The following is a 14244-nucleotide window of genomic DNA, read 5'->3' on the forward strand; positions in this document are numbered from 1 at the left end:
GCCTCATCGCGGGCAAGCCCGCTCCTACAGGTACCGCGCTGCCTGTAGGAGCGGGCTTGCCCGCGATGAGGCCGGGTCAGGAGAACTCAGGTGCGGAACCTGCGCACCAGCGCATCCAGCTCATTGGACAACCCGGCCAGGCTCTCGGAGTCCACCCGCGCCGCCTGGGCCAGTTCCGCCACCAGCTGGGCATCACCGTGAATCTGGCTGATGTGCCGGTTGATGTCCTCGGCCACCTGGTGCTGTTCCTCGGCGGCGGTGGCGATCTGCGTGTTCATGTCGCGGATCACATCCACCGATTCCCGGATTTGCCCGAAGCTGTCGCGTGCCAGGCCAATGCGGCTCACCGATTGCTGCGATACCTCCAGGCTGGCATGCATCTGCGCGGCCACTTCGGCAGTGCGGTTGGCCAGGTTGCCCAGCAGGCCATCGATTTCGGCAGTGGAGTCGGCAGTGCGCTTGGCCAGGGCCCGTACTTCATCGGCCACCACGGCAAAGCCACGGCCTTGCTCACCGGCGCGGGCGGCTTCGATGGCGGCGTTGAGGGCTAGCAGGTTGGTCTGCTCGGCGATCGAGCGGATGGTGCCGAGGATCGACTGGATGGCATTGCTGTCTCGCTCCAGTTGCTGGATCGACTGCGCCGACTGCTCGATTTCCTGGCTCAGGCGGTCAACGCTGTGTACCGCTGCATCGATCTGCTGCTGGCCTTCGCGGGCCTGCTGCTGACCGCTGTCGGCCGACTGCGCTGCCTGGCTGCAGGAGCGCGCCACTTCGTTGGCGGTGGCGACCATTTCGTGGAACGCGGTGGAAACCATGTCCACGGCTTCGCGCTGGCGGCCTGCGGCCTCGGCCATGTCGCTGGAGACGCGGGTCGAGCTGCTGGAGGTGCTGAGGATTTTACCGGCGGCAGCGCCAATGTGCTGGATCAGGCTGCGGATGGCGCCCAGGAACTGGTTGAACCAGCTGGCCAGTTGCGCGGTTTCGTCGCGGCCACGGATTTCCAGGTTACGGGTCAGGTCACCTTCACCTTGGGCAATGTCTTCCAGGCCGTTGGTAACGCTGTTGATCGGGCGCACGATCAGCTTGGCGAAGGCCGCACCGACCACGGCGAACAGCGCGGCCAGCACCACGGCGATGGCGCCAATCAGCCAGGTCAGCCGGGTAGTGGTCTGCATCACTTCACCTTGTTCGATCAGGCCGATGAAGGTCCAGCCCAGTTGCTCGTCGGGGTAGACGTTGGCCATGTAGCGCACGCCATTGAGCTCGACTTCGACCAGGCCTTTGCCCGCCTTGGCCAGCTCGGCATAACCACCGCCAAAGCTCGCCAGTTGCTTGAAGTTGTGCCCGGCGTCGCGTGGGTCGACCATCACGTTGCCGTTGCTTTCCACCAGCATCAGGTAGCCGCTTTCGCCCAGCTTGATCTGCTTGACGATCTCGGTCAGGCCCTTGAGCGACACGTCGATGTTGACCACGCCACCGGGGTTGCCCAGCTGGTTGGCCACGGCGCGCACGGTGCTGACCAGTACCGCGTCGTCTGCAGCCCAGTAGTAGGCGCCGGTACGTACGGTTTTGCCCGGATTGGCCATGGCCAGTTGGTACCAGGGGCGAGTGCGCGGGTCGTAATTGACGAACTTCTGCCCTGCCGGCCAGCCTGTGTAGCCACCGTCGTTCACCCCGTAGGACAAGTAGGCATATGCAGGGTGTGAGTTGGCCAGGCGGGTCATGAAGTCAAGGAGCTTGCTGGCCTGCTCGCCCAGTTCGTAGGACGGCGAGGCACTCATGTACTTGTTCAGCTCGCTGCCCGTGGCAGCAACCATTGGCTGTGAAGCCATGTACTCGACGTTCTGGTTGATGCCCTGGAAGAAGATGTTCATCGCGTTGCTGACCTGGCGGATTTCCCGGCTGCTGCTGTCGAGGAATCCGTCGCGGGCTTCGCCACGCAGGTTGAGGACCACCAAGGTGGCCACGAGGACGATGGGCAAGCCGGCGATGACCGCGAATGCCCAGGTCAGTTTCTGTTTGATGCTCATCGACGCTCCCGGAATTTTTATTGTCGACACACGAGGCAGGTAGCCAGTACATCGGCAGCATCCGGGTTTTATGTAGCCAGAACGCCCGTATTTATTGGATAAAGTCGTAGTTGGTGACTATTCGGTCGCGTTTGGACGCTTTTGGCATACCAAACGCGTGTGACCGTTCAGTGGCAGCAGTTTCCGGCGGCGCCGTTGGCCAGGTCCTTGAGGATCGGGCAGTCCGGGCGGTCGTCCCCTTGGCAGTGCGAAACCAGCTCGCCAAGGGTGTCGCGCAGGCTCACCAGCTCCTCGATGCGCCGGTTAAGCTCGTCGATGTGCTGCATGGCCAGCGCTTTCACATCGGCGCTGGCACGTTGGCGGTCCTGCCACAAGGTCAGCAGCTTGCCGACCTCCTCCAGGGAAAACCCCAGGTCGCGGGAGCGCTTGATGAAGGCCAGGCTGTGCAAGTCTTCCGCCTGGTAAAGGCGGTAGCCGCTGTCGCTGCGTGTGGCTGGTTTGAGCAGGCCGATGGATTCGTAATAACGGATCATCTTGGTGCTGAGCCCGCTGCGGCGGGCGGCCTGGCCGATATTCATGGCGCCTCCTGGGTGGTGCTGGTGGGTTTCCACGCCTTGAGCCACAGTGCGTTGCTGACCACGCTCACGCTGGACAGGGCCATGGCGGCGCCGGCCAGTACCGGGTTGAGGTAACCCAGCGCGGCCAGCGGGATGCCGATCAGGTTGTAGATGAATGCCCAGAACAGGTTCTGGCGAATCTTCGCATAGGTCTTGCGGCTGATCTCCAGCGCTGCAGGCACCAGGCGAGGGTCGCCGCGCATCAGGGTGATGCCTGCGGCCTGCATGGCCACGTCGGTACCGCCACCCATGGCAATGCCGATGTCGGCGGCGGCCAGTGCCGGGGCATCGTTGATGCCATCGCCCACCATCGCGACCACCCCGTCCTGCTTCAGCGCGGCCACGGTCGCAGCCTTGTCGGCTGGCAGCACTTCGGCATGTACATCGTCGATGCCCAGGGCGTCTGCAACCACTTTGGCGCTGCCGCGGTTGTCGCCGGTCAGCAGGTGGCTGCTGATGTGTTGGGCATGCAGGGTGTCGATGGCCTGCGCGGCGCCGGGCTTGAGGCTGTCACCAAAGGCGAACAGGCCCAGCACGCGGGGTTGCGCGCCCCGTTCGATCAGCCACGACAAGGTGCGCCCCTCGGCTTCCCAGGCCTGGGCCTTCGCAGCCAGGTCGCCGGGTTGCAGCCCGCTTTCGTCCAGCAGGCGGCGGTTACCCAGGGCCAGCTCACGGCCTTCCACACTTCCTGCGATACCGCGCCCGGTCAGCGACTGGCTGTCGGTCACCACCGGCACGTCCAGCCCCTGTTCGGCACAGGCATCCAGCACTGCCTTGGCCAGTGGGTGTTCGCTGCCACGTTGCAGGGCGCCGGCCAGGCGGTGGAGGTCGGCACTGCTGCCAGCCTGCGCCTGGCTGTGGACCACCCGAGGGCTGCCGGAGGTGAGGGTGCCGGTTTTGTCGAAGACCACGCGGTTGACCGCATGGGCACGCTCCAGGGCTTCGGCGTCCTTGATCAGGATACCGTGGCGGGCAGCGACCCCGGTGCCGGCCATGATTGCCGCAGGCGTTGCCAGGCCGAGGGCGCAGGGGCAGGCGATGACCAGCACGGCGACGGCGTTGATCAGCGCGGTTTCCAGCGGTGCGCCGGCCAGCCACCAGCCGACCAGGGTGATCAGGGCCAGCACCAGCACGGCGGGGACGAACACCTGGCTGACCCGATCGACCAGCTTCTGGATCGGCGCCTTGGCGGCCTGGGCGTCTTCGACCAGGCGGATGATACGCGCCAGCACGGTTTCGGTCCCCAGCGCCTGGGTGCGCACCAGCAACCGGCCTTCGCCATTGATGGCACCGCCCGTGACGCTGTCGCCCGGCTGCTTGGGTACTGGCAGGCTCTCGCCGCTGATCAGGGCTTCGTCGGCATGGCTGCTGCCGTCCTCGACTACACCATCGACCGGGAAGCGCTCGCCGGGTTTGACCAGTACCAGGTCGCCCAGGCGCAGCTGGGCAATGGGCACGTCTTCTTCCTGGCCCTCGACGACACGCACGGCACGTTCCGGACGCAGTGCCTCAAGGGCGCGGATGGCGCTGGCGGTCTGGCGCTTGGCACGGCTTTCCAGGTACTTGCCCAGCAATACCAGGGCAATGACCACGGCCGAGGCTTCGAAGTACAAATGCGGGGCCATGCCGGCGGGGGCTTGTGCCCACTGGTAAAGGCTCAGGCCATAGCCGGCGCTGGTGCCCAGGGCCACCAGCAGGTCCATGTTGCCGGCACCGGCGCGCACGGCCTTCCAGGCGGCTACGTAGAAGCGTGCGCCGAGAATGAACTGCACCGGCGTGGCCAGCAGGAACTGTGCCCATGCTGGCAGCATCCAGTGCAGGCCGAATGGCTGCACCAGCATTGGCAGTACCAGCGGCAGGGCCAACAGCAAAGCTGCGCCGACCGCCAGGCGCTCATTGCGCAGGCGGCGCTGGGCAGCGCTTTGGTCGTCCTTGGCCGATTGCGGCAGGCCGGCGCTGTAGCCGGCCTTGTGCACAGCGTCGATCAGCAGATTGTCATCGAGGGCTGCGAGCACTTCGAGGTGAGCGCGTTCGCTGGCCAGGTTGACGCTGACGTGCTCGACCCCAGGCAGCTTGCCAAGGGCACGCTCAACGCGGCCGGCGCAACTGGCGCAGGTCATGCCGCCAATCTGCAGTTCGACAGTGCGGGTGGGTACGCCGTAGCCGGCTTCGCGCACGGCGTCGACCAGGGCGGGCAGGCTGTTGGCCGGGGCCTGGACCCGGGCCTGTTCGGTGGCGAGGTTGACGCTGACCTGTTCAGCGCCGGTGACCTTGCGCAGGGCGCGCTCGACCCTGCCGGCACAGCTGGCGCAGGTCATGCCGGAGATCGGCAGGTCGTAAGTGGTGGATGCGGGCATGGCTCTCCTCCTTGGACAGGCCTCCAGCATCAACCTTGCCATGCAGGTAAGGTCAATAGCCCAGGCCGGCTCGCTTCAACTCCAGGCCATATTGCCCCATGGCGATGCGGTATTTGTTGATCTGGCCCGCCTGCAAGTTCAAACGTGTGCTGCGCTGGTCTTCGATGCCCGGCGCGCAGCCTTGCACCTGCCCTGGCAGCAGGCGCAGGCGTACGTCCACCGGACCGGGTGGAAGGTTGAACGAGGTGGACTGTTCCTGGAACACGCGCCCGGAGAGCTGGTCGTTGAGGTAAACGCCAATTTCGCAACCGGTGGCCACTTCCAGGCGTTCCCGGGAGATGATCAGTACGCTGTAGTCCGAGTTGCCCTCGGCGCTGGCCGGTGGCACCGCAGCCAGCGCGCTCAATAGCCCGACGACGCCCAATGCTGCCCTGAACATGAATAATCTCCTGCTTGCCTGATCGTCAAAGGCGCAGCTTGGCCGACACGGGCGTAGATTTCCACCCCGGGTGTTGACCTTGCCCCGATGGCAAGCTTGAGACTCGTTGAAAACCTGAAGGAGAGACCCCCATGCAAGTGTTCAATGTACAAGGCATGACCTGTGGCCATTGTGTGAAAGCGGTGACCCGGGCCGTGCAGGAGCAGGATGCTGCGGCCAAAGTCGAGATCGACCTGGCGGCCAGACAGGTGCGGGTGCAGAGTGAGCTGGCGCCAGAGCAAATTCTCACCGCCATTCGGGACGAGGGGTATCAGGCCGAGGTGGCGTGATACGTCAGGGCTGCCTGGCGGCCTATGTGTTGCAAATGTTTTCATGCTGAAGGGGTCCACAGCAGGTAGAATCATCCACTTGCTTAGCCTGCTATGGATTCCTGATGAACCTGCGAATGGTGCTCATCCTGGGCGCACTCAGTGCGTTCGGGCCCTTGGCGATCGACTTCTACCTGCCCGCCTTCCCGGCCATGGCGCAGGCGTTCGCCACCGACGAAAAACACGTCCAGGCCACCTTGGCCGCCTACTTCCTTGGCCTGTCCATCGGCCAGCTGGCTTACGGGCCGGTTGCCGACCGCTTCGGTCGACGCATACCGCTGATGTTCGGCGTGACCCTGTTCACCCTGGCGTCACTGGCCTGTGCCTATGCCCCCAACCTCGACACCCTGGTGGTTGCGCGCTTTGTCCAGGCGCTGGGCGGTTGTGCAGGCATGGTGCTGTCGCGGGCCATCGTCAGCGACAAGTGCGACCCGGTGGCCTCGGCCAAGGTGTTCTCGCAACTGATGCTGGTCATGGGCCTTGCGCCAATCCTGGCACCGATGCTGGGCGGGGTGTTGGTGAACCTGGCGGGCTGGCAGTCGATCTTCCTGGCGTTGAGCCTGTTCAGCGCCGGTTGCCTGCTGGCGGTCAGCCTGGGCCTGCCGGAAAGCCTGCCTGCGCATATACCGCGCCAGCCGCTGTCTGGCGCATTGCGCCAATATTTGCGCCTGCTGGGTGACCGGGTGTTCCTTGGCCATGCCTTGACGGGGGGCATCGCCATTGCCGGCATGTTTGCCTACATTGCCGGTTCGCCATTCGTGTTCATCAAGCTCTATGGCGTACCGGCCGAACATTACGGCTGGCTATTCGGCACCAACGCTGCCGGCTTCATACTCGTGGCGCAGGTGAATGCCCGATTGCTGGCCAAGCGCGGGCCTGCTTTCCTGCTGGCGCGCGCCGTGTGGCTGTACCTGGTTGCGGGCCTGGTGCTGTTGGGCGTGGCGGCTTTGCGCCCCGCGCAGCTGTGGCCGCTGCTGGTGCCGTTGTTCATCTGCATTGCCAGCCTGGGCTGCATCATCCCCAATGCATCGGCGTGTGCCATGAGCGGGCAGGGCGCGCGGGCCGGAAGTGCTTCGGCATTGATGGGGTGCGTGCAGTTCAGCGTTGCTGCGGGTGCCGCTGCGCTGGTCGGGCTACTGCACGATGGCAGCGCCGTACCTATGGCGCTGGTGATCAGCTTGTGCGGGGCATTGGCGGTCAGTGTCGCGCTGCTGACCCGGCGCTTGCAGGCCAAGCCTCCCGCATGAGCGGGTGAGGTGCCTGCAGGCGGGTTTCCAGCGTTGCCACGAAGGCCCGCGCCTCGGCCTCACTGCGGAAACTGACCACGTGTTGATCGAGCTGGACCTGCCAAGGGCAGGCGGGGTTTCGGCTCGATGCACTGACGATAATTTTCATCGCGGCATACCTCCAGAATGGGGAGAGCCGCTCAAGTGTAGCGCTGGCCCTCCTGCCTGCCATGCGCTGCGTCAGTGTCCTGACTGACGGTCGAAGGGCGCAATGCCTGCAAACCTGCGAAACCTTCGCCAGCTCGCGCGTTATTTGTGGAATGTCGCTGTGGGCCGTATCTGAAATTGCTGCAAGCCTTTTTCTATCAAGATATTTCGGTGCTTCTGTCTGTGGGTATCGGCGCTTTGGCTGACCGGCTTGCGGGTCACTTTCTGGCGCCGGTTCACTGTTTGCCATGGGTAGGCATACCCAGTGGTTTTTCGTCGCCGATGTGTCTGCGCAAGGCCGTCTGAATGCGATTTTCTGCGGCTTATACTGGCGAGCCAGGCCAGTGCCAGCGAGAGGTGCTTCCCTGCCAGGGTTGGCCATCGCATCCACTCAGTGAACTTGCAGGGAGTTACAGGGACATGAACGCAGCCAGCAGCATCAGCCAGATTGCCAGCTTGATGGCCGACCCCAAACGCAGTGCCATGTTGTGGGCATTGATCGACGGTACGCCACGGCTAGCCAATGAACTTGCGATAATGACCGGCTTGACGTCCTCGTCGGCTTGCGCGCACCTTTCGTTGCTGTCATCGGCCGGTTTGCTCCGGCATGAAGCCAGGGGGCGCAAACGCTACTTCCGCCTGGCAACCCCACAGGTCGGGGCGGCGGTCGAGGCCCTGGCCAGCGTACAGCTGGAAAGCACCAGGGGAGAGCGGGCCAAGGCACCGGTATCACCGCTGCCCATGTCAATGCGCCGGGCACGCCGTTGTGGCGATCACCTGGGCGGGGAGTTGGCCAGTGAGCTGTATCACCGCCTGGTGGTGGCCGGCTGGCTGGAAGGCAGCGGAAGGCAGTTGATGGTCAGTGATGAGGGGAGGGCGCAGTTGGCCTTGGTCGGGGTGTACATCGATGCCCTGGCACCACACGAGCAACGCGGTTGCGTGATTTGCCGCTGCACCGAGTGGAATGACCAGGCCCCGCATCTGGGTGGCGTGCTGGGCCAGGCTTTGTTCAGGCTATTCCTGCAGTCTGGCTGGATGCGTGAGGCCGAAGACACGCGGGCGTTGCATATCTCTGCGCTGGGTATCCAGCAGATCAATCGCATCGCCCGCGTGGAGACATTGCAGGTCGGTTGAACGCAACGTCGTCGTTCAATCAGACCAGCCGGGCATCCAGGCTGTTCTGTGCCAGGCGACGGGCCTGGTCTTCGGTCATGCCCAGGTGGGTGTGCAGGGCGTGGAAGTTTTCCGTGACGTAGCCGCCGAAGTAGGCCGGGTCGTCCGAGTTGACCGTCACTTTCACGCCACGCTCGAGCATGTCGAGGATGTTGTGCTGGCTCATGTGGTCGAACACGCACAGTTTGGTGTTGGACAGCGGGCACACCGTGAGCGGGATCTGCTCATCGATGATGCGCTGCATCAGGCGCTCGTCCTCGATGGCGCGCACGCCATGGTCGATACGCTTGATTTGCAGCAGGTCCAGCGCTTCCCAGATGTACTCGGGCGGGCCTTCTTCGCCGGCATGGGCGACGGCGACGAAGCCTTCGCTGCGGGCGCGGTCGAACACACGCTGGAACTTGCTCGGCGGGTGGCCCATTTCCGAGCTGTCCAGGCCAACGGCGATGAATGCATCGCGGAACGGCAGGGCCTGGTCGAGGGTTTTTTGCGCTTCCTCTTCGCTCAGGTGGCGCAGGAAGCTGAGGATCAGGCCACTGCTGATGCCCAGTTGCTGGCGGCCGTCCTTCAGTGCCTGGTTGATACCGTTGAGCACCACTTCAAAGGGGATGCCACGGTCGGTGTGGGTTTGCGGGTCGAAGAACGGTTCGGTGTGAATCACGTTCTGCGCCTTGCAGCGTTGCAGGTAGGCCCAGGTCAGGTCGTAGAAGTCCTGTTCGGTACGCAGCACATCGGCGCCCTGGTAATACAGGTCGAGGAACTCCTGCAGGTTGTTGAAGGCGTAGGCGCCCCGCAAGGTCTCTACATCGGCCCAGGGCAGGGCGATCTTGTTGCGCTCGGCCAGGGCGAACAGCAGCTCGGGCTCCAGCGAGCCTTCCAGGTGCAAGTGCAGCTCGGCCTTGGGCAGGGCGTTCAACCAGTCATACATATAGGGGGATCTCGATCAGGTACGGTTGCCGCCATTCTACAGGGGCTGGCCGGGCATTGCGCCCGGCCACGCTGCGACCCGGTGAATCACCAGACCAAGGGTTCGCCCTTGTAGTTGATGAAACGCAGGCCACCCTTGCCGCTTTGCGCCTTGATCTGGTCGAGCATGCCGCGGGTGCTGGTGAATACGTCGATCTCGGCGTTTTCGCCGCCCATGTCGGTTTTTACCCAGCCTGGGTGCATGGCCAGCACGCACAGGTCGGGGCGCTGCTGCTCGATGACAAAGCTGTTGATCATCGAGTTCAACGCCGCCTTGCTGGCCTTGTAAAGGCAGATCTCACCGCCGTCGGGGATGGTCACGCTGCCCAGGATCGAGCTCATGAAGGCCAGTACGCCACTGCCCTCGCGTACCTGGCCGACGAGGCGCCGGGCCACGCGGATCGGTGCAACGGCGTTGGTCATGAACAGGTCGCCGATGTCTTTGTTGTGTACGGTCTCCAGGTCTTGTGGCAGGGGGCCCATGACACCGGCGTTGACGAATACCAGGTCGAACACCTGGCCCTGCAGGCGCTGCTTCAGGCCGTCGAGCTGGGCGGTGTCGTTCATCTCCAGCTGCTCGATGTGCACGCCGGGCACGTCCGCCAGGGCGCCAGGCTGCTGCGGGTTGCGGACTGTAGCAGTGATGTTCCAGCCATCTTCGTGCAGGCGTTGCACCAGGCCCAGGCCAAGCCCGCGCGAGGCGCCGATGATGAGGGCAGTTCTTGAATTAGCCATAGGAACATTCCTTTATCGGTGTAGGAAAAAGGAATTGAGCATACGTTACGGAAGGCGTGTGCGCTCACCGGATAAGCGGCTAAAAATTGATCAAGGTTGCCAGAGCGCTTGTAGCCGGGCGCTTCGCCTGTTGGCGCACGGGTTATCCACAGGCTGTTCCACAGTTATTGTGTGCAAGCTCTGGTGGGGGGGGTAGGTTCGTCGAGCCCTGTACTGGGGATAACTTTCACGCTTTCAGCAGTTTGCGACTGTCATCAAGCTGTGATCAAAATATGATCAAAGCCCTGCGAGCCTTGAAAACAGTAGCCTGCAAGCGACTGCCCCAAGCTTATCCACAGGCGGGCCCACAGTTGTTGTGGGCAATGTCAGCGTGCTTCCAGCAGGATGCGCCCACGGCTCAGGTCGGCCAGTTGCTGCTGCAGGGGTGCCAGGTGGGCATCACCCAGCGCAATTAGCAGGTCCACGCCGTTGGCGGTGAATTGCTCATTCAGGACGAGGCCATCAACCTCTGCCAGGCGCAGTTTCACCAGTGCCAGTTCGCTGAAACTGCAGCTGCAAGCGAATTCGCTGCGCTGCACCAGCAGCCGTTTGGGCGCCTGTTGCAGGCATTTGTTGGCGCCACCGCCATAGGCCCTGGCCAGGCCACCGGTACCCAGTTGTATGCCGCCATACCAGCGGATCACCAGCACCACGACCTGGTCGCAGTCTTGTGCTTCGATGGCTGCCAGGATCGGCCGCCCGGCAGTGCCGCCGGGTTCACCGTCATCGCTGCTGCGGTACTGGGCGCCAAGCTTCCAGGCCCAGCAGTTGTGGGTGGCGGCCAGGTCGCTGTGGCGTTCGATGAAACTCATCGCGTCCGCAGCACTGCTGATCGGCCCGGCCAGGGTGATGAAGCGGCTTTTGCGGATTTCCTCGCGGTACTCGCAGAGGTCGAGCAGGGTAGAAGGCATAAATGACGTTCAGACAGCCGGCTTGATGCCGCAGCCCTTCAGAATGATGTGGATAAGGTTGTTGCTCGCGTCTTCCATGTCCTGCTTGGTCAGGCGGCTGCGGCCGGTAACCTGGCAGATCTGGGTGGCGAAGTCGGCGTAGTGCTGGGTGCTGCCCCACAGCAGGAAGATCAAGTGCACCGGGTCGACCGGGTCCATCTTGCCGGCTGCGATCCAGGCCTGGAACACGGCGGCTCGGCCGCGGAACCACTCACGGTAGTCGGCACTGAAATATTCGGTCAGGCAGGTGCCGCCGCTGATCACTTCCATGGCGAAAATCCGCGAAGCTTGCGGGTTGCGCCTGGAAAACTCCATCTTGGTACGGATGTACTGGCTCAGGGCCTCGCCGGGGTCGTCATCGACGCTCAAGGCGTTGAAGGTGCTGTCCCACAACTCGATGATGTTGCTGAGCACGGCAATATACAGGCCCAGCTTGTTGGTGAAGTAGTAATGCAGGTTGGCCTTGGGCAAGCCCGCCTTGAGGGCGATGGTGTTCATGCTGGTGCCCTTGAAACCATGGCGGGCGAACTCGTCTTCGGCGGCCTGGATAATGGCCTGTTCGTTCTTCTGGCGGATGCGGCCCGCGGGCTTGCCCGAGGCAGAGAGGCGATGCGCAGGGACTTCTAGGGTCATGGACGATTCCGTACGGGTCAGTGGCTGCGGCTGTCGGACAAGATTACCTGCCTATGCCGAAGTGACAAGCGTTTGCGGTAGAGACTGGCATCAACGTGTCGCAGCCAGGCTGTCGAGAAAGCTTTCCAGCACCAGGTTCGGCCGCCGGCCCTTGCGCGTTACCCAGCTCAGGCTCAGGTCATAGAAGCGCTGTTGAGGCTTGAGGGCACGCAAGCGGCCCTGCTGCACCCAGAAGGTGGCGTAGTGATCGGGCAGGTAGCCGATGTAGCGCCCGGTGAGGATAAGGAACGCCATCCCTTCGCGGTCCGAAGCACTGGCCGTGCAGTTCAGCGCCTGGTAGTGCGCCTGGATGTCGGCCGGCAGGCGGAACGTCGGGGTAATGGCTTCCTGGCTGTTCAGGCGTTCGTCGTCGATCTGCTGGTCATCGGCATAGAACAGCGGGTGGCCAACGGCGCAGTAAAGCAGCGAACGTTCGCTGTACAACGGCTGGTACTCAAGGCCCGACAGTGGGCTGGTCTGGGGGACTACGCCCACATGCAGGCTGCCGTCGAGCACGCCGTGTTCAACCTGGCTGGGGGCAATCATGCGGATCTGGATGCGCACATCGGGGCCTCGGTCCTTGAGTTCGGCCAGGGCGTGGGTGATGCGCATGTGCGGCAGGGTGACCAGGTTGTCGGTCAGGCCAATGTTCAGCTCGCCACGCAAATGCTGGTGCAGGCCATTGACCTCGGTGCGAAAGCTCTCCAGCGCACTGAGCAGTTGCAGGGCCGAATGGTAGACCTCGCGGCCTTCCTCGGTCAGCGAAAAACCGGCGCGGCCACGTTGGCACAGGCGCAGGCCAAGGCGTTGCTCCAGGTCGTTCATCTGCTGGCTGATGGCCGAGCGGCCAATGCCCAGCACGTTTTCGGCGGCCGAGAAGCCGCCGCACTCGACTACGCTGCGGTAGATCTTCAGCAAGCGGATGTCGAAGTCGCTGACCTGGGCGAGTGGATCGGGGCGTCGGCTCATTAGTTTAGTCTTGGCCTGTCTGAAGATTAGAAATGTAGGCTTTTTCAGACTTTATCCGCGTGCCAATTTAGCTGCAACAACATCCATCGTTGCCTAATCGTCTTCCGAGGAACCGCCGATGAACATGCCCGAAACCGCTACCGCCGGTATCGCCAGCCAGCTCAAGCTGGATGCCCACTGGATGCCCTACACCGCCAACCGTAACTTCCAGCGCGACCCACGGCTGATCGTGGCGGCCGAAGGCAACTACCTGGTCGATGACCAAGGGCGCAAGATTTTCGATGCCTTGTCTGGCCTGTGGACCTGCGGTGCCGGGCACACCCGCAAGGAAATCACCGAGGCAGTGGCCCGCCAGATCGGTACCCTCGATTACTCACCGGCCTTCCAGTTCGGCCACCCGCTGTCGTTCCAGCTGGCCGAGAAGATCACCGAGCTGACCCCGGGTGACCTGAATCACGTCTTCTATACCAACTCCGGTTCCGAGTGCGCCGACACCGCGCTGAAAATGGTGCGTGCCTACTGGCGCCTGAAAGGCCAGGCCACCAAGACCAAGATCATCGGCCGTGCCCGTGGCTACCACGGCGTGAACATTGCCGGTACCAGCCTGGGTGGCGTCAACGGCAACCGCAAGCTGTTCGGTCAGCTGCTGGATGTCGACCACCTGCCTCACACCGTGCTGCCAGTGAACGCCTTCTCCAAGGGCATGCCGGAAGAGGGCGGTATTGCCCTGGCTGACGAAATGCTCAAGCTGATCGAGCTGCACGATGCGTCCAACATCGCTGCGGTGATCGTCGAGCCGCTGGCCGGTTCGGCTGGCGTACTGCCGCCGCCGAAGGGTTACCTGAAGCGCCTGCGTGAAATCTGCACCCAGCACAACATCCTGCTGATCTTCGACGAAGTGATCACCGGCTTCGGCCGCATGGGGGCGATGACCGGCGCTGAAGCCTTCGGCGTGACCCCGGACCTGATGTGCATCGCCAAGCAGGTCACCAACGGCGCCATCCCGATGGGTGCGGTGATTGCCAGCAGCGAGATCTACCAGACCTTCATGAACCAGCCGACCCCGGAATACGCCGTGGAATTCCCGCACGGCTACACCTACTCGGCCCACCCGGTAGCCTGTGCCGCCGGTATCGCCGCGCTGGACTTGCTGCAGAAGGAGAACCTGGTGCAGTCCGCCGCCGAGCTGGCGCCGCATTTCGAGAAGCTGCTGCACGGCGTGAAGGGCACCAAGAACGTCGTCGATATCCGTAACTACGGCCTGGCCGGCGCCATCCAGATCGCCGCCCGTGACGGTGACGCCATCGTCCGCCCTTACGAAGTGGCGATGAAGTTGTGGAAGGCAGGCTTCTATGTACGCTTCGGTGGCGACACCCTGCAGTTCGGCCCAACGTTCAACACCACGCCGCAGGAACTGGATCGCCTGTTCGACGCTGTCGGCGAAAACCTGAACCTGATCGACTGATCTATCCGATTTTGATGCCCGGCGCGTGAAC

General features: G+C 63.4%; 14 protein-coding genes and 1 pseudogene. 4 read left to right on the forward strand and 11 right to left on the reverse strand.

The genetic code is table 11. The annotated features are described in order from the left end of the window. Positions 1–86: 86 nt before the first annotated feature. The 5 genes and pseudogenes from QQ992_RS28030 to QQ992_RS03270 form a co-directional block, all read right to left on the reverse strand. A complete protein-coding gene (locus QQ992_RS28030; protein ID WP_371058977.1) occupies positions 87–854 on the reverse strand; it encodes a methyl-accepting chemotaxis protein in 768 nt (255 codons plus the stop codon). A gap of 138 nt (positions 855–992) precedes the next feature. Continuing rightward, positions 993–2030: pseudogene (locus QQ992_RS28035) on the reverse strand (cache domain-containing protein); the annotation flags it as partial. Positions 2031–2197: 167 nt separating this feature from the next. After that, positions 2198–2608 (reverse strand): Cu(I)-responsive transcriptional regulator, encoded by a 411-nt coding sequence (gene cueR, locus QQ992_RS03260; protein ID WP_019099768.1) that lies wholly within the window; start codon positions 2606–2608, stop codon positions 2198–2200. Then, positions 2605–5004, reverse strand: a complete 2400-nt coding sequence (locus QQ992_RS03265; RefSeq protein WP_286112208.1) for a heavy metal translocating P-type ATPase — start codon at positions 5002–5004, stop codon at positions 2605–2607. Before QQ992_RS03265 ends, cueR begins: the two co-directional genes overlap by 4 nt. A gap of 52 nt (positions 5005–5056) precedes the next feature. After that, entirely contained in the window at positions 5057–5443 is a 387-nt protein-coding gene (locus QQ992_RS03270; protein WP_016715419.1) for a hypothetical protein, read from the reverse strand. A 131-nt stretch (positions 5444–5574) separates the two neighbouring features. Here QQ992_RS03270 and QQ992_RS03275 point away from each other — a divergent pair, with 131 nt between their 5' ends. Both QQ992_RS03275 and QQ992_RS03280 read left to right on the forward strand, forming a co-directional pair. Next, the gene (locus QQ992_RS03275; protein ID WP_060499493.1) at positions 5575–5772 is read left to right on the forward strand and encodes a heavy-metal-associated domain-containing protein; all 198 of its coding nucleotides are present in this window, start codon (positions 5575–5577) and stop codon (positions 5770–5772) included. A gap of 104 nt (positions 5773–5876) precedes the next feature. Continuing rightward, on the forward strand, positions 5877–7058 hold the full coding sequence (locus tag QQ992_RS03280; RefSeq protein ID WP_286112209.1) for a multidrug effflux MFS transporter: 1182 nt from the start codon (positions 5877–5879) through the stop codon (positions 7056–7058). Here the strand turns inward: QQ992_RS03280 and QQ992_RS03285 are convergent. Further along, complete coding sequence (locus QQ992_RS03285; RefSeq protein WP_082426406.1) at positions 7009–7206, reverse strand: hypothetical protein; 198 nt, start codon at positions 7204–7206, stop codon at positions 7009–7011. The two genes, QQ992_RS03280 and QQ992_RS03285, sit on opposite strands and share 50 nt — an antisense overlap. A 458-nt stretch (positions 7207–7664) precedes the next feature. On the opposite strand from QQ992_RS03285, the gene QQ992_RS03290 reads away from it, so the two are divergent. Further along, on the forward strand, positions 7665–8378 hold the full coding sequence (locus tag QQ992_RS03290; RefSeq protein ID WP_286112210.1) for an ArsR/SmtB family transcription factor: 714 nt from the start codon (positions 7665–7667) through the stop codon (positions 8376–8378). Positions 8379–8397: 19 nt separating this feature from the next. Here QQ992_RS03290 and QQ992_RS03295 read toward each other — a convergent pair whose 3' ends face one another. The 5 genes from QQ992_RS03295 to QQ992_RS03315 form a co-directional block, all read right to left on the reverse strand. Then, positions 8398–9345 carry an adenosine deaminase gene (locus tag QQ992_RS03295; protein WP_060499490.1) on the reverse strand — a complete coding sequence of 316 codons (948 nt, stop codon included), beginning with the start codon at positions 9343–9345 and terminating at the stop codon, positions 8398–8400. 86 nt (positions 9346–9431) lie between these two features. After that, positions 9432–10118 (reverse strand): SDR family oxidoreductase, encoded by a 687-nt coding sequence (locus QQ992_RS03300; RefSeq protein ID WP_286112211.1) that lies wholly within the window; start codon positions 10116–10118, stop codon positions 9432–9434. Positions 10119–10483: 365 nt separating this feature from the next. Beyond that, entirely contained in the window at positions 10484–11068 is a 585-nt protein-coding gene (locus QQ992_RS03305) for an IMPACT family protein (RefSeq protein WP_286112212.1), read from the reverse strand. A 9-nt stretch (positions 11069–11077) separates the two neighbouring features. Next, the gene (locus QQ992_RS03310; protein ID WP_286112213.1) at positions 11078–11740 is read right to left on the reverse strand and encodes a TetR/AcrR family transcriptional regulator; all 663 of its coding nucleotides are present in this window, start codon (positions 11738–11740) and stop codon (positions 11078–11080) included. Between the two features lie 90 nt (positions 11741–11830). Continuing rightward, positions 11831–12748 carry a LysR family transcriptional regulator gene (locus QQ992_RS03315; RefSeq protein ID WP_016715426.1) on the reverse strand — a complete coding sequence of 306 codons (918 nt, stop codon included), beginning with the start codon at positions 12746–12748 and terminating at the stop codon, positions 11831–11833. Positions 12749–12866: 118 nt separating this feature from the next. On the opposite strand from QQ992_RS03315, the gene aptA reads away from it, so the two are divergent. Continuing rightward, positions 12867–14213, forward strand: coding sequence for an omega-aminotransferase AptA (gene aptA, locus QQ992_RS03320; RefSeq protein WP_286112214.1), 1347 nt, complete (start codon positions 12867–12869; stop codon positions 14211–14213). Positions 14214–14244: the final 31 nt, after the last annotated feature.

The sequence above is a fragment of the Pseudomonas kurunegalensis genome, assembly GCF_030291635.1.
Classification (GTDB): Bacteria; Pseudomonadota; Gammaproteobacteria; order Pseudomonadales; family Pseudomonadaceae; genus Aquipseudomonas; species Aquipseudomonas monteilii.